General features: G+C 72.2%; 16 protein-coding genes and 1 pseudogene. 10 read left to right on the top strand and 7 right to left on the bottom strand.

Annotated elements, in window-relative coordinates:
• The first annotated feature begins 52 nt into the window (after positions 1–52).
• The 7 genes from pelF (at position 53) to ACZ58N_RS25210 (ending at position 7,585) form a co-directional block, all read left to right on the top strand.
• Positions 53–1,750, top strand: coding sequence for a GT4 family glycosyltransferase PelF (pelF, locus tag ACZ58N_RS25240; RefSeq protein ID WP_471163984.1), 1,698 nt, complete (start codon positions 53–55; stop codon positions 1,748–1,750).
• Positions 1,747–3,153, top strand: coding sequence for a hypothetical protein (locus ACZ58N_RS25235; RefSeq protein WP_471163981.1), 1,407 nt, complete (start codon positions 1,747–1,749; stop codon positions 3,151–3,153). Before pelF ends, ACZ58N_RS25235 begins: the two co-directional genes overlap by 4 nt.
• A 78-nt stretch (positions 3,154–3,231) precedes the next feature.
• The gene (locus ACZ58N_RS25230; RefSeq protein WP_471163978.1) at positions 3,232–4,233 is read left to right on the top strand and encodes a GDP-mannose 4,6-dehydratase; all 1,002 of its coding nucleotides are present in this window, start codon (positions 3,232–3,234) and stop codon (positions 4,231–4,233) included.
• Positions 4,234–4,313: 80 nt separating this feature from the next.
• Positions 4,314–5,027, top strand: coding sequence for a nucleotidyltransferase family protein (locus ACZ58N_RS25225; RefSeq protein WP_471163976.1), 714 nt, complete (start codon positions 4,314–4,316; stop codon positions 5,025–5,027).
• A gap of 7 nt (positions 5,028–5,034) precedes the next feature.
• On the top strand, positions 5,035–5,940 hold the full coding sequence (locus ACZ58N_RS25220; protein ID WP_471163974.1) for an NAD-dependent epimerase/dehydratase family protein: 906 nt from the start codon (positions 5,035–5,037) through the stop codon (positions 5,938–5,940).
• Entirely contained in the window at positions 5,937–6,599 is a 663-nt protein-coding gene (locus tag ACZ58N_RS25215) for a spherulation-specific family 4 protein (protein WP_471163971.1), read from the top strand. The genes ACZ58N_RS25220 and ACZ58N_RS25215 overlap by 4 nt, the downstream gene beginning before the upstream one ends.
• Complete coding sequence (locus ACZ58N_RS25210) at positions 6,596–7,585, top strand: endo alpha-1,4 polygalactosaminidase (RefSeq protein WP_471163969.1); 990 nt, start codon at positions 6,596–6,598, stop codon at positions 7,583–7,585. The genes ACZ58N_RS25215 and ACZ58N_RS25210 overlap by 4 nt, the downstream gene beginning before the upstream one ends.
• 42 nt (positions 7,586–7,627) lie before the next feature.
• On the opposite strand, the gene ACZ58N_RS25205 is transcribed toward ACZ58N_RS25210, so the two are convergent.
• From ACZ58N_RS25205 to ACZ58N_RS25175, 7 genes and pseudogenes are all read right to left on the bottom strand, one after another.
• Positions 7,628–8,770 carry a type IV pilus twitching motility protein PilT gene (locus ACZ58N_RS25205; protein WP_471163966.1) on the bottom strand — a complete coding sequence of 381 codons (1,143 nt, stop codon included), beginning with the start codon at positions 8,768–8,770 and terminating at the stop codon, positions 7,628–7,630.
• On the bottom strand, positions 8,767–12,660 hold the full coding sequence (locus tag ACZ58N_RS25200; RefSeq protein WP_471163963.1) for a hypothetical protein: 3,894 nt from the start codon (positions 12,658–12,660) through the stop codon (positions 8,767–8,769). Before ACZ58N_RS25200 ends, ACZ58N_RS25205 begins: the two co-directional genes overlap by 4 nt.
• Positions 12,657–13,181 (bottom strand): type II secretion system protein, encoded by a 525-nt coding sequence (locus ACZ58N_RS25195; protein WP_471163961.1) that lies wholly within the window; start codon positions 13,179–13,181, stop codon positions 12,657–12,659. Before ACZ58N_RS25195 ends, ACZ58N_RS25200 begins: the two co-directional genes overlap by 4 nt.
• Positions 13,178–13,612 carry a type IV pilus modification PilV family protein gene (locus ACZ58N_RS25190; protein ID WP_471163959.1) on the bottom strand — a complete coding sequence of 145 codons (435 nt, stop codon included), beginning with the start codon at positions 13,610–13,612 and terminating at the stop codon, positions 13,178–13,180. Before ACZ58N_RS25190 ends, ACZ58N_RS25195 begins: the two co-directional genes overlap by 4 nt.
• Positions 13,609–14,820: a type II secretion system F family protein gene (locus ACZ58N_RS25185; protein WP_471163956.1), complete on the bottom strand. Its 1,212-nt coding sequence runs from the start codon at positions 14,818–14,820 to the stop codon at positions 13,609–13,611. Before ACZ58N_RS25185 ends, ACZ58N_RS25190 begins: the two co-directional genes overlap by 4 nt.
• 97 nt (positions 14,821–14,917) lie before the next feature.
• On the bottom strand, positions 14,918–16,048 hold the full coding sequence (locus ACZ58N_RS25180) for a GspE/PulE family protein (RefSeq protein ID WP_471163954.1): 1,131 nt from the start codon (positions 16,046–16,048) through the stop codon (positions 14,918–14,920).
• A 178-nt stretch (positions 16,049–16,226) separates the two neighbouring features.
• A pseudogene (locus ACZ58N_RS25175) lies at positions 16,227–16,466 on the bottom strand (GspE/PulE/PilB domain-containing protein); the annotation flags it as partial.
• Between the two features lie 531 nt (positions 16,467–16,997).
• Here ACZ58N_RS25175 and ACZ58N_RS25170 point away from each other — a divergent pair.
• The 3 genes from ACZ58N_RS25170 to ACZ58N_RS25160 all read left to right on the top strand — a co-directional run bounded on the left by ACZ58N_RS25170 (position 16,998) and on the right by ACZ58N_RS25160 (position 19,168).
• Positions 16,998–17,369: a type IV pilin protein gene (locus ACZ58N_RS25170; RefSeq protein ID WP_471163951.1), complete on the top strand. Its 372-nt coding sequence runs from the start codon at positions 16,998–17,000 to the stop codon at positions 17,367–17,369.
• 252 nt (positions 17,370–17,621) lie between these two features.
• Complete coding sequence (locus tag ACZ58N_RS25165; RefSeq protein ID WP_471163949.1) at positions 17,622–18,440, top strand: prepilin peptidase; 819 nt, start codon at positions 17,622–17,624, stop codon at positions 18,438–18,440.
• A 167-nt stretch (positions 18,441–18,607) separates the two neighbouring features.
• Positions 18,608–19,168, top strand: a complete 561-nt coding sequence (locus tag ACZ58N_RS25160; protein WP_471163946.1) for a PadR family transcriptional regulator — start codon at positions 18,608–18,610, stop codon at positions 19,166–19,168.
• Positions 19,169–19,480: the final 312 nt, after the last annotated feature.

The following is a 19,480-nucleotide window of genomic DNA, read 5'->3' as shown; positions in this document are numbered from 1 at the left end:
GAGGCCCGGACCGGTCCGACCACCCCCACCACACCGGCCGTGGAGCCCACCCATGCACGTTCACCACGGCGCGCGCCGAAGGCGCGCGACGCACGTCACCCTGCTCACCGAAGGTACCTATCCCCACAGTCACGGCGGCGTCAGCGTTTGGTGTGACCAACTCGTCCAGGGCATGCCCGACGTCGACTTCGAGGTCATAGCCGTCACCGGCACCGGCCGCGAACCCGTGGTCTGGGACCTGCCCGGGCACGTCCTCGGCGTCAGTTCCGTTCCCATGTGGGGCCCCGCCCCGGAGGGGCGCGCCCCCCGGGGTCGCGGCCACCGCCGACTGTCCGGCGCCTACGAACAGTTCCTGACCGCCCTCCTCGACCCCTGCGCCGAAGCCGGGTTCGCCCCCGCGCTGTACACGATGGCGGGAGCCGCCGCCGACGGCGCACTGAGCCCGTTCCTGCGGGGCGACCACGCCATCGCCGTCCTCGCGGCGGTCTGGAACCGCCCCGGGTACGCCGTGCGCGAGGCCCGACCGACGCTGCACGACGCCCTCACCGCGACCTCCCTGCTGGAACACGCCCTGCGGCCCCTGGCCGCCCCGCTCCCGGAGCACGGCGTGGCCCACGCGGTCAGCGGCGGTGTCGCCGCCCTGCCGGGACTCGCCGCGCTGGAACGCCACGGGGTCCCGCTGCTGCTGACCGAACACGGCGTCTACCTGCGCGAGCGCTACCTCGGGTACCGCACCGCGCCCTACCGCTGGCCGGTGAAGGCCGTCGTCCTCGGCTTCTTCCGGCTGCTCGCCGAGGAGTCCTACCGGCGGGCCGCCCTCGTCACACCCGGCAACCGCTACAACCGGTTGTGGGAGGAACAGGGCGGCGCCGACCCGCAGTCCATCCGCACGGTGTACAACGGCGTCGACCCCGCCGCCTTCCCGCCCGCCGGGCCGGAACCGCAGACGCCGACCCTCAGCTGGGCCGGCCGGGTCGACCCGATCAAGGACCTGGAGACCCTGATCCGAGCCTTCGCCCTGGTCCGCGCACGTGTACCCGAGGCCCGACTGCGCCTGTTCGGCGGGACACCGCGCGGCGGGGAGGCCTACCGGGAGCGGTGCGAGACCCTCGCCCGCGACCTCGGACACGCCGACGCGGTCACCTTCGAGGGCCGGGTCGACGACATCAAGGACGCCTACGCGGCCGGCAACGTCGTGATGCTGTCCAGCATCAGTGAGGGCTTCCCGTTCACCCTCATCGAGGCCATGTCCTGCGGCCGGGCGACGGTGTCCACCGACGTGGGCGGCGTGCGCGAGGCGGTCGGCGACGCGGGCCTGGTGGTCCCGCCGCGCGATCCGCAGGCCATGGCCGACGCGGCCCTGGAACTGCTGGGCGACCCCCGGCGCCGTGCCGGCATGGGCGAGGCGGCCCGTCTGCGGGTCATCGAACAGTTCACCCTGCGCCAGACCATCGACACCTTCCGATCCATCTACCTCGAACTCCCCGGAATCGACCGCACCCCGCGCACCCGTCGCCCCACCCGGGTCACGCGCGTCCCGGCGACCGTCGCCGTACGCACACCCGAACCCACGACCGCGCCGCCGGCGCCCGTGGTCCTCACCGCCGTGTCCGTCGCCGACGGCCGCTCGCGCCGCTACGAACGGGCCCGCCCCTTCGTACCGCCCTCCTGGGCGCAGGATCCCGGCGCGCAACCCGCACACGAGGCCGGAACCTCCGCGGCCACCGGCACGGGGAGCCGCGCCGGATGAGCGGACCCATGTCACTCGAACCCGGCGGAACCAACCAGGACACGCTGGCCCTGAGGCTGGCGGACACCGCCGCGCGTCCGCCCCGCAGACTGTGGGCGGAAACCACCCTGACCCTGAGGCTGCCCGGCCCCGACGAGGAGGCGGTCAGCCGGCTCGCCGCCGAACTCGCCGACCGCGTCGGCCCGGCCGTCCACCCGTACGAGGTGGCCGCCCTGCTGGAGGCCGAAGGCCTCTCCGCCGAGGTGATCCGGGAACGCTACGGGCACCCCAACATCTTCTCCCTGGCCGCGGCGCTGTACGAACGGGTGCCCCGGGTCTTCCCGGAGCCCGCCCGGAGCCCGGACCCGTGGCGGCCGGACACCGTACGGTGCCTGCTGCGCGGCCTGCTGTTCGCCCTGCCCGGACTGGCCTACCTGCTCACCGCACCGCTCTGGAACCCCGGCCGGCACGCCACCGGACTCGTCGTCGCCGGCATCGTCTCCTGGGCCTGGGGTCAGGCCCTCGGGCACCGCGCCTACCTGAGGATGGTGGCCGGCCGGCGCGAGGCCGCCCGCACCCTGATGATCGGCACACCCGTCGGAGCCGCCCTCGCCACGGCCGCCGCCGCGGTGGCTTCCGGCGGAGCGGGGGCGGCCACCGGAGCCGCCGCCCAGTCGCTCTACCTGGGCGCCGCCGGCATCCTCCTGGTCCTGGGACGCGAGCGACTCCTCCTGCTCGCCCTCACCCCGCTCATCGTCGGCGGCGCCGTACTGCCCTGGTGGGAACCGGGAACCCCGTTGCGGGTGGGGCTGCCGGCCGCCGCGTTCCTCGCGACGGGAGCAGCCGTCGCCCGGGCACTGCGCGCCGCTTACGCCGCCCCGGCCGCGGTCGACGGAGGTGAACGTCCGCCACTGCGACGGTCGTTGCCGTATGGTCTCTTCGGTCTGGGGGCGGCGCTGCTCGTGCTGTCGGAGGGCCGGGCCGAACCGTACGCCGTGATCGCGCTGACCGTGAGCATGGGCCCCGCCGAGTGGCTGCTGTACCGCTTCCGAGGCCTGTCCGTCACCGCCCTCGGCGCGGCCGCGACCCCCGCCGGGTTCCTGCTGCGGTCGGCCGGGGTCCTCGGCCTCTGCCTGACCGGCTACCTGCTGCTCCTGCTGCCCGTGGCCCTGCTCACCGGGGCCGACCCCGCCGCGCTGCTGCTGCTCGCCGCCACCCTGTGGACCGCGCTGCTGCTCCAGGCCTTCGGGGTGGCCTGGCCGCCGGCGGTCATCTGTCCGGTGGCCGCCGCCGCCGTCGGCGCGGCCACCCTGCTGGCACCCGCGTCCGGAGCGCAGGTCCTCACCCTGGCCTGCGGCCTCGCCGCGGCGGCCCTGGTCGGATGCACCGTGTGGATCCTCGGACGCCCGGCCCGACACGCCTGACGGGCCCGGCGGGGCTCCACACCCGCCCCACCCGCGAACACCCGTACGACCTACCAACGAACGCGAAAGGCAGATCAGTTGACCACCGCACCGCTCGCCGCCGTCACCGGGGCCGAGGGCTTCATCGGCTCCCACCTCACCGAAGCCCTGGTCTCCCGGGGATACCGGGTCCGCGCCATGGCCCAGTACAACTCCTTCTCCTCGTACGGGTGGCTGGAGACGCTGGCCCCGGACGTCCTCGACCAGGTGGAGATCGTCCTCGGCGACGTCCGGGACCCCGGCTCCGTCCGAGGGCTCCTCGAAGGTGCCGACGCCGCCTACCACTTGGCCGCACTCATCGCGATCCCGTACTCCTACCGGGCACCGCACAGCTACGTCGACACCAACGTCACCGGAACCCTCAACGTCCTGGAGGCCGTCCGCGCGCTCGGCACGCCCCGCCTGGTCCACACCTCGACCAGCGAGACGTACGGCACCGCGCAGACCGTCCCCATCACCGAGGACCACCCCATCAACACCCAGTCCCCGTACGCCGCTTCGAAGGCGGGCGGCGACCGGCTGGCCGACAGCTACCACGCCAGCTTCGACACCCCCGTGGTCACCCTCAGGCCGTTCAACACCTACGGCCCCCGCCAGTCGATGCGCGCGGTGATCCCCACCGTCATCGGCCAGGTCGCCGCCGGGGAACGCGTCATCACCCTCGGAGACCTGCGCCCCACCCGTGACTTCAGCTTCGTCAAGGACACCGCGCAGGCCTTCCTCGCCGCCGGCACCGCACCCGCCGACCGCGTCGTGGGCCGCACCTTCAACTCCGGTACCGGCGGCGAGATCTCCGTCGCCGACCTGGTCACGCTGATCGGCAAGGTCATGGACGTCCCGATCGAGGTCCGCGAGGACGGCGAACGGATCCGCCCGGCCGCCTCCGAGGTCATGCGTCTGGTCGCCGACGCGAGCCGACTCACCGCCGCCACCGGCTGGCGGCCCGAACACACCCTGGAGGAGGGACTCGCGCACACCGTCGAGTTCTTCCGGGACCCGGCCAACCTGGCCCGCTACAAGACCGGCATCTACAACATCTGACCCGTACGCGTTCCGCCGACGATCCACATCCCCACGGCACTCAACTCATCGTCCCCCCACGCGACCCAAGGAGGAGACCCATGTACGCAGTGATCCTGGCGGGCGGCAAGGGCGTCCGGCTGCGGCCCTACACCACGGCCCTGCCCAAGCCCCTCGTGCCCATCGGCGACCAGCACGCGATCCTGGAGATCGTGCTGCGTCAGCTCTCGACGGCCGGATTCACCCGCTGCACCATAGCCATCGGCCACCTCGGTGAGATCATCCGGGCCTACGTCGGCGACGGCTCCCAGTGGGGCATGAGCATCGACTACGCCACGGAGGAGAGCCCCCTCGGCACCATGGGTCCCCTGCTCAACCTGCGCGACCGGCTCCCCGAGCACTTCCTCGTGATGAACGGCGACGTGCTCACCGACCTCGACTACGCCGACGTGCTGCACCGGCACGAGGAATCGGGGGCGCCGCTGACCATCGCCACGTACCCGAGAAAGGTCCACATCGACTTCGGAGTGCTCACCACCGACGCCAGCCGTGTCGTGGCCTTCACCGAGAAGCCCAGCATGGACTACCACGTCTCCATGGGCGTCTACGGCCTCAGCCGCTCCACCCTCGACCACTACACCCCCGGGCTGCCCCTCGGATTCGACGAACTCGTACTGGACCTGCTGGCCGGCCAGAACCTTCCGCAGTCCTACGCGTTCGACGGGTACTGGCTCGACATCGGTCGCCCCGACGACTACGACCGGGCCAACGCCGAGTTCACCAGCCGCAAGTCCTTGCTGCTCAAGGGAGCCTGACCACCTCATGCGCATTCTCGTCCTGGGCCGAACCGGCTACCTGGGCGCCCATGTCGTCGACCGCCTGCGCGCCCTCCCGGGCGCGCGGGTGTTCGACGGCGGCCGCTCACCCGACGCCGACTTCGGCGTCGACCTCGCCGCCGACCGGCCCGAACGGCTCGCGGAGGTCCTCGCCTCGGCCGCACCCGACGCGGTCGTCAACTGCGCGGGCGCGACCGGCGGGGACGCCGTGACGCTGGCCGAGGTCAACGCCCGCGGTCCCGCCGTCCTGTGCGCCGCCCTCCGGGTGGCGGCGCCCCGGGCCCGCCTGGTCCACCTCGGCTCGGCCGCCGAGTACGGTCCCGGTGAACCCGACACCCGGGTGGCGGAATCGGCTGCCACCCGTCCGGTCACCCCGTACGGCGCCACCAAACTGGCCGGCACCGTCGCCATCGCCGCCTCCGGGCTGGACGGCGTCGTCCTGCGGGTGGGCAACCCGGTCGGTCCCGGCGCCCCGACCGGCGGACTGCCCGGACGGATCGCCGCCCTGCTGCGCGACGCCGGAACGGACCCCGAGGCCGTGCTGCGGCTCGGTGACCTCTCCGCGCACCGGGACTTCGTGGACGTGCGCGACGTCGCGCACGCGGTGGCCCTCGCGGTCACCGCGCCCGGTTCGCTGCCCCCCGTACTGAACATCGGCGCCGGCCGAGCCGTCCCGGTCCGTGAACTGGTCCGGGGCCTGGCCGCACGAGCGGGCTTCCGCGGCCGGATCGAGGAGGACGCGGGCGGATCCGCCCGATCGGCCCAGGTGTCCTGGCAGTGCTCCGACATCACCGCCGCGGACCAGGCCCTCGGCTGGCGACCCGTCCACGAACTCGGCGACACGCTCGCCACGCTGTGGGCCGCCACCGTGGTGGGACCCCGAACATCATGACGCTCCTCGTTCCGCTGTACGTCCACCCCGCCGAGGACCCGGGCGCCTGGCACCGTCTCATCACCGGTGCCTCCGCGACCTACGGGGTGGTGATCAACCCGGGCGACGGGCCGGGGGAGCGCCCCGACCCGGCGTTCACCGCGGCAGCCGCCGCCCTGCGCAGCGCCGGCGCCCGCCTCCTCGGCTACGTGGACACCGCGTACGGGGAGCGCGGCCCGGCGGAGGTCGTCCACGAGATGATCCGCCACCAGAAGTGGTACGGCGCCGACGGAGCCTTCCTGGACCGGGTGGCCGCGACCCCGAGGGAACTCCCCGCGACACGCCGCATGGTCCGCTCGCTGCGCCGGCTGGGGGCCACACCCGTGGTCCTCAACCCCGGCGTCCACCCGGTGGCCGGCTACGTGCGCCTCGCCGATCTGACCGTCACCTTCGAGGGCCACTGGTCGACGTACGTCTCGGCGTTCACCCAACCCGCGTGGACGGCCCGCCATGCCCCCGAGCGGTTCTGTCACCTCGTCTACGGGGTGCCCGAGGCCCTGGTCCCGCTCGCCGTCCGCACCGCGCGCGAACGCGGAGCGGCCATATCGGGACCGGTCACGGGCGAACTTCCCAACCCTTGGAAACAGTTGACCCCCGCACTCACCGGGATGGAACGATGACCCGCACCCTTTCGACCCGCCTCGGCCTCCTGGCCCTCGTGACGGCCCTGGCCCTCGCGGGTTGCTCCGGCGCGAACGACGACGAGGACGACGACGGCGCACCCGACCCGTCCGGACCCACGGCGACCCGGGACCCGGCACCCGACCCACCCGCCGGCCCTTCGTCGTCCCCCTCCGCGTCCGCGTCACCGCCGTCGGCGTCCGGGAGCGCGTCGTCCCCGCCCGGTACGCCGTCGTCCGGCCCGGCGGCCCCCGGGACGACCCCGGGGCCGGGGGACCAGGCCGCGTCCCGTTGGAAGCCGCAGCCCGGTCTGGCCTGGCAGTGGCAGCTCGACGGCCGATCCGACCCTTCGGTCGACGTCCCCGTGTACGACATCGACGGCTTCGAGAACACGGCGGCCGACGTGGCCCGGCTGCACCGGGACGGCCGCAAGGTGATCTGCTACATCAACGTCGGGGCCTGGGAGGACTTCCGCCCCGACCACGCCGCCTTCCCCGCCGCGCTCCTCGGGGAGCCCAACGGGTGGAAGGGGGAGAAGTGGTTGGACATCCGGCGCATCGACCTGCTCCGTCCGATCATGGAACGGCGCTTCGACATGTGCCGGGAGAAGGGCTTCGACGCGGTCGAACCCGACCTGATGGAGGGGTACGGCAACAAGACCGGTTTCCCGCTGACCGCCGACCACCAACTCGCCTACAACCGCATGATCGCGGAGATCGCCCACGCGCGCGGGCTGTCCGTCGGACTCAAGAACGACCTGCCGCAGATCCCGCAACTGGTGAACGACTTCGACTTCGCGGTCAACGAGGAGTGCGCCCAGTTCGACGAGTGCGACCGGCTCACCCCGTTCATCGCGGCCGGCAAGGCCGTCTTCCACGTCGAATACGAGGGATCCACCTCGGGGTTCTGCGGCGAGTCCCGCCGCCTCAAACTGTCGTCGATGCTCAAGAAGTTGGACCTGGACACCTGGCGCAAGCCCTGCTGAACGGGGAAGGGCCGCTCACCGCGGAGGACGTCCTGTCGAGGGTCAGGCCCGACCGGTCGGGACGCGGGGCCGTTGGATGTCCTCCGGGTGCGCGGTGTGCGACACGGCCTCCTCGTAGGCGATGATGCCCGACGCGACGAGGGAGTTGATGTCGGCTTCCAGGGTCCGCATGCCGTCGCGGTGGCCGGTCGCGACCATGTTGCGGATCTGGCGCGTCTTGCCCTCGCGGATCAGGTTGCGGATCGCCGACGTCCCCACCAGCACCTCGAAGGCGGCCGCCCGGCCGCCACCGATCCGGGGGATGAGCGTCTGGTTCAGGATGCCGACCAAGGTGTGCGCCAACTGAAGTCGGATCTGCGGCTGTTGCTCGGCCGGGAACACGTCGACGATGCGGTCCAGGGTCTGTGAGGCGTCGTTGGTGTGCAGGGTGGCGAACACGAGGTGCCCGGTCTCGGCGATGGTCAGGGCCGCGGAGATGCTCTCCGGGTCGCGCATCTCGCCGAGGAGCAGGACGTCGGGGTCCTCGCGCAGGGCCGCGCGCAGCGCGGTGGGGAACGAGTCGGTGTCGGTGCCGACCTCACGCTGGTTGACCGCCGAACGCTTGTGCCGGTGCAGGTACTCGATCGGGTCCTCGATGGTGAGGATGTGCACCGACCGGTGCGTGTTGACGTGGTCGAGCAACGCCGCGAGGCTCGTCGACTTCCCGGACCCGGTCGGCCCGGTGACCAGCACGAATCCGCGCGGCATCCCCGCCCAACCCAGGACGACCGGCGGAAGCCCGAGCTGCTCGGCCGACGGCACCGTGAACGGGATGATCCGCAGCGCCAACGCCGACGCGCCGCGCTGCACGAAGGCGTTCGCGCGCAACCGGGCCTTCGATCCCCAACTGAACGCGAAATCGACCTGCTTCTCCCGACGGAAGCGTTCCGTGAGTTCCTCGCCCAGCACCCCGGTCACCAGCCGATCGACCTCCGGTTCGGTCAGCGGTTCCCCCTCGATCGCCCGCAGGGCGCCGTCGACACGGAGGAACGGCGTCGATCCGGTGGTGAGCAGGAGGTCGCTGCCTCTCCGCTCCCACAGTTCGCCGAGCAGGTGGTCGATGACGGTGGAATTCGGGCCGGTGGAATTCGGGCCGGTGGAATTCGGGCCGGTCATGGTGATCTCCGAACTGACGTGCTGGTTCATGGCAGGACCGTCCACTGCTTGACGGTGGAGGTGTGGCCGTCGAAGGACACGGCCGCCCGGACGAGCGGGCCGGACAGCAGGTCCATCCGGGTGCCGCCGAGGTGCCCCGTCGCGCCGCCGCTTCCGGCGGTGACCGTCCAGGTCACGGTCAGTCCGGCCAACCGGGAGGCGTGGGTCGAGCCGCACCGGGCCAGGTCGACCTGGTCGGTCACCGGGCCGCTCGCACCGTGACGTACCGGCACGTCGAGTGAGCCGACGCCGGTGCAGGCGCTGCCGGGGAAGTCCACCGACAACTTCACCGACTCCACGTCACCGTCCTCGTGGTGCGCCACGTGCAGGACGACGTGGTCGAGCGGGTCGGTCGCCCCCGGCGACGGTGCGGCCCAACCGCCGATCGTCAGGGACGCCCGGCCACCGCCGGGCACGCCGGCGTCCGTGACGTCGACGGGCGCGCCGGGGGCCGGGGGTGTGAAACCGGTGATCGCGGTGACCGACGTCGGTTTCGCGATCACGGCCGGGTAGGTGGTGAACTGCACCGGCTCCGGGGGGACGCCGATCACCGGACGCAGGTATCCGGGGGCCGGGCTGATGCCGAGCTCGATGGTCCGGGCGATGATGCCGCGGGTGACGACCTGCGACGTGACCCCGCTCATCGACAGGTGGACGGCAGCGGTCGGCGTGTGGACGGTGCCGTTGATCACCAGTCGGCTGTGTTCGCCGGCCGTGTCGGCGTCGTCGGTCGACTTCAGCACCGCGCACCGGTCGCCCGCGGTGAGGCAACCGGACAAGGGCCTGATGGACGGGGCACGGAACACGATGTCCAGCTCGACGCCGTCGAGTTGGACGGCGGCGCCGGTACTGCCCGCGCCCAAGGCCGTCGTGTGCTCGACAGTGAGCCGGGACAACTGCTCGTCCTTCGTGATGCCGCAGGCCCCGAGGTCGACCACGTCCACACCGAGGGCCCCTTCACGGGAGGTCAGGGGGTGTCCGGCGTCGCAGGCGGTGCCGGTGCCGGAGACGGTCAGCGCGGCCGTGGGCGGTTTCGTCGACGCGACGGGTGGCTGTGGCGGCCCGGGCACGGCGGGTCCCGTCGGCCCGGGCACGGGGGGTCCCGTCGGCGGGGCCGGCGCCGGGGTGGTGTCGTCGGCCCGGTGCGCCACGCGCAGCACGACCTTGTCGATCACCGAACCGGCCGGCAACGGCATCGCGAACGTGCCGAGCCGGATCGACGCCGTCGGGGTGGTCGCCGCGAGCGTCGCGGTCGACGTGATGGTGTCGATCGCCTGCGCGTTGCGAGGGTTGGCGAACGCCGTCGTGGTGGGCGTCGCGGTGCTGTCCGCCGTGGTGGGCCGCACCTGGATCGGAGGCCGGTGGGCCAGTTCCAGGGTGACGCCGTCGAGCTGGGCGGTGGCGGCGCCGCTGCCGGCGCCGAGGCCGGCGGTGTAGGTGACGACCATGCCGGTCAACTGGGCGGGATCGGTCAGCCCACAGGTGGCGACGAGGTCCAGGGTGTCGGTCCCCAGGGCGCCCCGGCGCACGGCGAGCTTCTGCGGGGTGGTGCAGGGGCGGGGCAAGCCGGGCCCGGTCAGGGTGACCGAAACCACCGGCGGCGGCCCCCCGGCGGACCCGGGGTCGTCGCGATGCGCGACGTGCAGCAGGGCCCCGTCCAGGACCGAGCCGGGCACCACCGCGGGGGTGTCGAAACCGCCGAGGTCGATACCGGCGGTCGGCGTGGTGACCGGGTCGAGCGTGGCGCGGGCCGTGTCGGCGCCGTCGATCGCCTGGGCGTTGGTCGCGGGGAGGAACGTCGTCGACCTCGCGTTCGTCGCGGGTCGGGGCGGCGGCGCGTCGTGGACGACTTCGAGCCACATGCCGTCCAGGGCGTGGGAGCCCGCGCTGCCGCCCGGGTTGAGTGCGGCGGTGTACGAGGCGGTCAGGCCGGTCAGCTGCGCCGGGTTGGTGATGCCGCAGGCCTTGAGGTCGACACGGTCGTCGCCGGGGCCGGGGCCGGGCCGTGGGGTGAGCGGCAGGCCGGTGCACCTGCCGCCGCCGCCGGCGGGAGTGACGTCGACGCTGGGCGCCGCCGCGTCGCCGGTCTCCCGATGGGCCACCCGCAGGACGACGGAGTCGAGCGTCGACCCCGGCGGCAGGGGCGGCAGGCCGAACCCGGTCAGGGAGATCGACGCGGACGGGGCCTGCGCGGACAGCTCGGCGCCGGCCACGGACGCCGTCGGCTGTTCGCCGATCTCCAGGGCGTTGCGGGGGTCGGTTCCGGGGGCGGTGAACCCGGTCGACGCGCTGACCGCGGTCGGCTTGAACGTGGTCGGCGTGCGGTAGGCGACATCGAGCCAGATGCCGTCCAGTCGCGTGGTGGCGGTGGCGCCGTCGGTGTCCAGGCCGGCCGCGTAGGTCACCGTCAGGCCGGTGAGCCGGGCCGGGTCGGTGAGCCCGCACGCGCCCAGCAGATCGATCGGGGGGTCGGTGGCGAGCGCCGTGTTCCGGGGCAGGTCGTCGGTGCGGCAGGTGTCCCCGCCGATCGCGGTGGTGACCTTGATCGCGCCCGGGGAGGTCAGGTCGCCGGTGTCCTCGTGCCTGACGCGCAGGGTCGCGCCGGTGATGACGGACCCGGACGGTACGCGTGGGGTGAAGCCGGCGAGCTGCACCGAGGCCGACCGGCGTGCTGTCGGGTCGAGGACGGCGTCGGCGGTGCAGCTCCCGGTGCCGGAGGGTTGCGAGCAACCGGGCAGGGTCGGCCGTTCACCACCGGTCAGCGCATCGACGGGGTTGACGAAGCCGGTGTTGGTGGCCACGGCTGTCGGCTTCAGTGTGTGGGACGGCTTCGGGGGCTGGACCCCGTACACCGCGATCTGTTGCGCGTCCGGGGTGACCGGGGCGCACAGTTCGACGCGTCCGCGGTCGACCTGGAACCGGCTGTCGCCACCCATCATGAGCTGGACGCCCTCGGGACGTGTCGTGTCGCAACCGCCCTGCTCGGGGATGGTCGGACGGGTGGGGGCCTCGGGGTCCCAGCCCGCGGGCGTGCCGCCGACCACGCTGACCGTGGGGTCGTCGACCGTCCAGAGCGCGGCGCCGCCGGTGAAGGCGAGGTCGAAGTAGTAGGTGCCCGGCTGCATCCAGACGACGGCGTTGCGGCACTCGCCGCCGGTGAGCCGGGTGAGGGCGCGGGCGTCGTCGTAGTGTCCGGGCCGCAACCGCACCAACCAGGATCCGGGGGCGGGGCATGCGGGCACCGCCTGCCGGACCGGGACAGCGGTGGTGGGCGGGGCGTGGTCCGGGTCGGCGCCCACGAGCTCGTCGGCGGGCGCAGGCGGGGTGTCGTCGGCGCAGCCGTGCGCGTACGGCGCCTGGGACGCCGGCAGGGGGGCCTGTGACACGGCTCGGGAACAGGTGCCGAGGGCCGACACGTCGCCCGACACCACCATCGAGGCGCCGTCGCCGGTGGTGATGTTCGAGTGGGAGAACACGCTTCCCTGCACGCGCACGCCCCGGGCGGTCACGTTGATGCCGTCCCCCGCCGCCTTGCCCAGGCTGCGGAGGGCGTCCTGTGGTTGCGTCGCGCGGGTCTTCGCGGGGGAGGCGTTGAGGGGGTCGCAGTGGACGATCATCTGCCGGCTGTTGATGGGCGGCGCGGTGTAGTCGGCGCACGGGTTGCCCTGCGAGAAGTTCTTGATCGCGAGCTGGGTCGCGCCGTCCGCGCTCCAGTCCCGCTTGCCCTGGTCGACGTACACGCGCGCGGCCTTCAGCCCGGTAGCGGCGAACGACAGGAGCGATACGGTGACCAGGCTGAAGACGACGACGAAGGCCAGGGCGAGGATCAGGGTCGCGCCCTGTTCGTCGCGCGGGCGGCGCTGGTTCGGGCGGCCGGTCATGACGCACTCGTTCGTCGGACGGCGGTGAGGGCCGTCGGGGGCGCGGTGGGGTCGCTCCGCACGGTCAGCGTTACCTCCGTGGACGAGGTGCACGAGGTCTCGGCACCACAACTCAAAGTCACCGGACGGGTCGACGCGGTGGTGTCGAACCGACCCAGCAAGGTGGTGACGACGCCCGCGTCGGTGCACTTCACCCGGGTCAGGGCGCCGGTCGGGCGGTCATAGGCGTAGACGATGTCGGTGCCCGGCCGGCCCAGGTGGACGATCACGTCGGCAACCCCGCACGCGGGGCCGGTCGTGACCCGGTCCGCGCTGCGCACGTCGCCGTAGAAATAGTGGTTGAGGGTGCCCGCCGCGCTGGTGGCGGCCACCTGCTTCTCGGTGTCGGCGGTGAACCGCAGGCCGAGGAGGATCGCCTGGGGGAGCAGCGTTCCGATGACGGCGACGATGACGATCGTGACCATCAACTCGGTCAGGGTGAACCCGGACTCCGAGCGCGTGCGGGGTCGTCGTGTCCTCATGACAGCATCGACTCCCGTTTGACCACCTCAAGGGTCGCGTCCTCGCCGGGACGCGGGCCGGTCGAGCGCACGGTGAGCGTCACCTTCTGCACTCCGGTGTCGGCCTTCGGGCAGGACCCGCCGAACGCACCCACCCCGTCCCAGTACTGGATCGTGAGGGTCACGGAGTACCCGGCGGGCGGCGTCGGGGTCTCGTAGTCGTCGGCGCAGGCCGCGTAGGGGTCGCTGATGACCTTCTCCGCGGCGCTGCGGATGACCGAGTCGGCGGTGGTCGCCGTCCGCTGCGTGGCCGAGCTGATGATGGCGGTGCCCATGCCCCCGAGGATGGCCAGGAAGGCGACACCCATGAGCGTCACCGCGACGAGGGCTTCGATCAGGGTCTCGCCCTCCTCGCCGCGGCGGCGCGGCGGGCGGTGTGCGGGGCCGTTCATTGGACCTCGACCTGGTTGTAGACACCGTAGATCGCCGAGAGGAGGGCGACGGCCACGAACCCCACGACGACCCCGACCAGAATCACCACGGTCGGCTCGAACAGGCTGGTCAGTCGCTTGAGCTTGTGCTGCAGTTCCTTCTCGTAGAAATCCGAGACGTTCGCGAGCTGGTCGTCGAGGGTCCCGGTCTCCTCGCCCACCCGCATCATCTGGGTGACCGCCCCGGGGAACAGCTTGGTTCGGGCGATCGGCCGGGAGATGCCGCCACCTTCGAGCATCTCCACCCGGGCCGTCCCGATGGACCGTTCGTACACCAGGTTGTTGGCCCCGGAACCGGACAGGCCCAGCGCCTCCGGGATGGGGACACCCGCCTTGATCATCGACGTGAGGATGCGGCAGAACCGTTCGATGGCCATGAAGCGGACCACGTCGCCGATCACCGGCATCGCCAACAGGGAGCGGTCGCGCAGGAACCGTCCCCGCTCGGTCCGCAGGCCGGCGATCAATGCCGCGACGAGCACGACCACCACGCCGACGATGACCGGGTACCAGGCGGTGACGAAGTCGGTGAAGCCGAGCAGGATCCTGGTGGGCAGGGGCAGTTCCGCGTTGAAGGACTCGAAGAACAACTTGAAGCGGGGCAGCACGAAGACGACGAGGACGAGGACGACCGCGAGGGCCAGGCCCATCACCAGGATCGGGTAGGTCAGGGCGGAGCGGATGGTGCGCCGGCCTTCGACGTCCCGCTCGATGTAGCGACCCAACTGGGCCATCACCACGTCGAGTTCGCCGGTCGCCTCGGCCGAGCGGAGGACGGACATGTAGAACGCCGGGAGCGCCGCGCTGTGGGCGGCCATCGCGCCGGAGAAGCTCTCGCCGAACCTCAGCGAGTCCATGACGTCGACGAGCACCTTGCCCAGCTTCTTGTCCTTGGTCTCGGCCCGGATGATCTCCAGGGCGTCCAGGAGGGGCACTCCGGCCTTGATGAAGGCGGCCATCTGCCGGGAGAAGTTGCTCAGTTCGACCAGGTCGATCTTTTGCGTGGTGAGTTCGAGCTGCAACAGGTTGCGGCCCTCGGCCTTGACCGACCGCACCTCGTAACCCTGCCGGGTCAGGCTGTCGGTCACGCCGTCGACGCTGGAGCCCTTGACGACGCCGGTGGCCCTCTCCCCGTCCTGGCCGACCGCGACGTACTTGAAGCCGGCCATGCCGGTGTCCTCCTGGTGTGCGTTGTGCGGGGTTCGCGTCGTCGACGCGTCCGGGGGTGCGCCGTCCGGCGCAGGAGCCGAACGAGAAGGACAGGTCCTAGACCACGTACACGCTGGACATGATCTCGGCGATGGTCGTCGTCCCCTCCTCCACCAGGCGGACGCCGCCGTCCAGGAGGCTGTCCATGTGTTCCTCGCGGGCGGTCGCGCGCAGGCTGTGGAGCGGGGCGTTCTCGACGAGCAGCCGCTTGACCGCGTCGCTCATCACGAGCAGTTCGAAGACGCCGATCCGCTCCTGGTAGCCGGTCCGGGAACAGAAGTTGCAGCCCCGGCCCTGCCAGAACTCGTGGTCGGTCGATCCGCCGGCCTTGACGAAGAAGGTCAGTTCGTCCATGCCGGGCTCGTAGGGCTCGCGGCACTGATCGCAGATCCGTCGAACCAGGCGCTGGCTCACCACCCCGGCGACCGTGGAGGTGATCAGGAACGGTTCGATGCCCATGTCGGCGAACCGGTGCAGCGCGGAGCAGGCGTCACCGGCGTGGATGGACGACAGGACGAAGTGGCCGGTGAGAGCGGATTCGACGGCGATCCGCGCCGTCTCGGCGTCCCGGATCTCGCCGACCAGGATCACGTCGGGGTCCTGGCGGAGGATCGAGCGCAGCCCGGTCGCGAACGAGATCCCCGCCTGGTCGTTGATCTGGATCTGGTTGATCGACGGGAACACGTACTCCACCGGGTCCTCGATGGTGGTGATGTTGCGCTCGCTCTGGTTCAGCTCACCGAGGGTGGCGTACAGGGTGGTCGTCTTGCCGCTGCCGGTCGGCCCGCCGCAGGCGACCATGCCGTACGGGGAGCGCAGCAGCGACGAGAACCGTTCGTACGTCGCGGGGGGCATGCCGAGCTCGGCCAGCCGGATCAGTGTGCGGTTGCTGTCGAGCAGTCGCAGCACCGCCTTCTCGCCCCAGATCGTGGGGGTGGTCGCGACCCGGATGTCGACCGACCTGCCGTCGATCTCGGTGGCCATCTGTCCGTCCTGCGGGCGACGCCGGTCGACGATGTTCATGTTGGCCATGATCTTGATCCGGCTGACCACGGACGGCCCCATGTTCTCCGGCAGGCTCAGCACGTCGTGCAGCGCGCCGTCGATGCGGTACCGGACCCGGACCCGGTCGCCGTGCGGCTCGACGTGGATGTCCGAGGCCCGGTCGCGCAGGCCCTGGGTCAACATGAGGTTGACCCAGGTGCACGACCGGCGCGTCCTCGCTCACGACCCTGGCTCCGGCCTTGGCGTCGCGGCCGGTCTCGGACGCCTCGAACGCCTCGACCAGGCTGCCGGCACCGGACAACGCCCGGTAGGTGCTGTCGATCGAGCGTCGGATGTCCGAGGGTGCCGCGATGGCCAGCTCCACCCGGTCCGGGGCGACCGCCCGGCCGACCTCGTCGCGCACGCGCGGGTCCCCCGGGTCGCCCGCCGCGATCAGCAGGGTGCCCTCGGACCATCGCACCGCGACGACGCCCAGCGATCGGGCCAGTGCCTCGGGCACGCGCGCCGCGGCCTCGGGGTCGGGTTCGCTCTGGCGCAGGTCGGCCACGGGCACGTCGAATTGCACCGACAGGGCCTCGACCAGGGACCGTTCGTCGACCATTCCGAGTTCGACCAGCAGGGTGCCGAGCCGCTTGCCCGAGGCCGCCTGCTGGAGAAGGGCCTCGTCCACCTGCGCGGGGGTGAGCAGCCCGCGCCGCACCAACAGTTCCCCGATGCGCGGGCGGTCCTGCCCCGCGGACGACCCCTGTTCCGCGCGGGGCACGGTCTCCCGGTCCGGTTCGCCGGTCGGGGTCGGGGCCGGTGCGGGGGCTCCCTCGGGCAGGGTGTCGCCCTCGGCTGCCGGGTCCGGCGCCGCCGCGCGGCCCCGGAACAGACGGCGGTTCGCCAAGGAACCCACCCCTTTCGCGCCTTCGGAACGGCCGGCGATCGTGCGCCGCGCCCTCCGTGGCGTTGTCAGCTGCTGATTAGTCAGCCGGATACTACATGATGTCGCCGTGCGGTCATTCGTGTCGAAGGCGCGACCAAAGCCGAGGTCACCTCTTGTGGGCCCCGCGCTCGCTGCGTAGTCTGCGACTGACTAATCAAGTGGTTACTATCACTTGCTTTCTGTGTTCGCCGTAGATGGAGAGAAATGTTCACACACCTGCCCGGTACGTTGCGTCAGCGAATGCGGGCGCGGGGCGAGGCGGCGGAAGCCGGCTTCACGTTGATCGAGCTTCTCGTGGTCATCGTGATCCTCGGCATCCTGTCCGCCATCGTCGTCTTCTCCGTCCGGGGCATCAACGACAAGGGTCAGGGGTCGGCCTGCAAGACCGACAAGGCCACGATCGAGACCGCCGAGGAGGCGTACTTCGCCCGCTACGGCAAGTACTCCGACATGGCCGACTTGAAGGAGAAGGGATACCTGTCCTCCGTCTCCCAGTGGCACACGGTCAACGTGGACCCCGCCTCGGGCTTCCCGAGTGTCGTGCCGATGAGCGGCGGCCCCTGCGCCACCCCCTGATACGCGGTCCTCGCCGAAGGTCGCCGGTCGGTGGGCGTCGGTCGGCGGAGTTGGCCAGGTGGCAGCGCAAGAGCCACCTGGCGCAGGGCGGTTCAGGGCGCGCGCCTTCACCTCCGACTGCCGTGAACCCGAGCGGTCCTGCGCCGATCGAGGGCGGCGCGGCGCGGGTCGCGGTGACCCGGGGGTGACGGTTCGACCCACCCGCACCGCCCTGGTGGCAACGCTTTTACGGCATACGGCACTATTGCGCGCATGTCACACATATTCGTCCTGATGGTCGGTCTGCTGGGACTCGTGGTGGGCTCGTTCCTCAACGTCGCCGCGTCCCGGGTACCGGCCGGCCGCTCGGTCGTGAGACCCCGCTCCGCCTGCCCGACATGCGCCACGCCGATCGCGGCCCGGGACAACGTCCCCGTCGTGTCCTGGTTGCTGCTGGGCCGCCGCTGTCGCGCCTGCCGGGTGCCGATCCCCGCGCGCTACCCGCTGCTCGAAGCGCTCACCGCGGTCCTCTTCGCCGCCGAGGCACTGCGCTTCGGGTGGTCGGCGGTCCTGCCGGCCCACCTGGTCTTCACCGCGGGACTGCTGGCCCTGGCCGCCTGCGACGCGGAACACTTCCTGCTCCCGAGGCGGTTGATCTACCCCACCCTCGGACTCACCGCCGCTTGCCTGCTCGCCGCCGCGGCGATCACCGGCCTGTGGGACCGGCTCGGCGTCACCGCGGCCTGCGGAGCGGCCGGGTTCGCCGTCTTCCTCGCCCTGCACCGGGTGCGGCCGGCCTGGCTCGGATTCGGCGACGTACGCCTCGCGGGCCTCCTCGGCACCGGGCTGGGATGGCTCGGCCCCTCGCACCTCGTCCTCGCCCTGCTGGCCGGGAGCCTCGCCGGGTTGCTGGTGGGCCTCGCGCTCATGGCGGCGGGCCGAGCGACCCGCCAAACCCGTCTCCCCTTCGGGGTTTTCCTCGCCACGGGCGCCATCGCCGCCCTCCTCGTCGGCGCCCCCGTCATCGACTGGTACGAGGGCCTGAGCGACCCGTACGCCACGGGTGTGCCCCCCACCACCGTCGGACACTGACACCGGACCACCGCGGCCCGCAGCCCATCGCGGGTCGGTCACCGGTCACCCCGCGGACCCCTGGCGGCGGCGCCATCGGGTCCACCTACAGGTCCGCGAGCTGCCGGCGCTCCATGACTAGGTCCATCGCACAACCGCCTACCGAACCCGTTGGTAGGCTGGCCGGCATGGAGAAACCTGATCGGTCCGAGCTGCCGCTGGCCGAGTGGATCGTGCTCGCACTCGTGGCCGAACGGCCGAGCCACGGCTTCGCCATCGCGGCCCTCACCGCCGAGGGCGCGGAGATCGGCGAGTTCTGGTACATCTCGCGCCCCATGGTCTACCGGTCGATCACACGGCTGGTCGAGCGCGGACTGATCACACCGGTCGGCGCCGAGGAGAGCGATCGCGGACCGCAGCGCATGATCCACGCCGCCACCCGCTCGGCGAAGACAGCGGTCGGTCGTTGGCTCGGCGAACCCGTGACGGAACTGTTCGACGTCCGCGCCGAACTCACCTGCAAGCTGCTGCTGCTCCAGCGCCGGGGCACGAGCCCGGCCCGCCTGGTCGAGCGGCAACGTGTCGTCATCGAGGAGATCGAGGAGTCGCTCCGCGCCAAGGAGCACGCCGCGGGCGACCACATCGCCCGCGCGAGCTACGCCCTGCGGCTGGAGCAGCTCCGCGCCGCGCGCCGGTTCCTCGACGCCGTCGACGTCGACGCGACCCGTCCGGCCGTCACGACCGGCTGACGTCCCGCTCACGTACGACACCCCGACGTCCAAGGTCGGCCCTCGGCATACGCGTCGTCGCCGTGCGCCCGGCCACCCGCTCGATCCGGGCGGTACCCGCCGGCCACGACCGCGGCCCACGAGCCCCGGCGGGCCGGGGCCGGCCTCACCCAGGTGTCCCGCACCGCCCACGTCGGCCCCGTGGACGTGCTCAGCAGAGTACGTGCCCCAACGAGGCGGGCCCGGGGGGGGGGGGGGGGGGGGGGGGGGGGGGGGGGGGGGGGGGAGGGGGGGGGGGGGGGGGGGGGGGGGGGAGAGGGAGGGGTGGAGGGA

It is taken from the genome of Streptomyces sp. NPDC040432 (assembly GCF_055595445.1).
The sequence above is the reverse complement of the archived record's forward strand: the minus strand, read 5'-3'. Positions and strand labels throughout refer to the sequence as shown.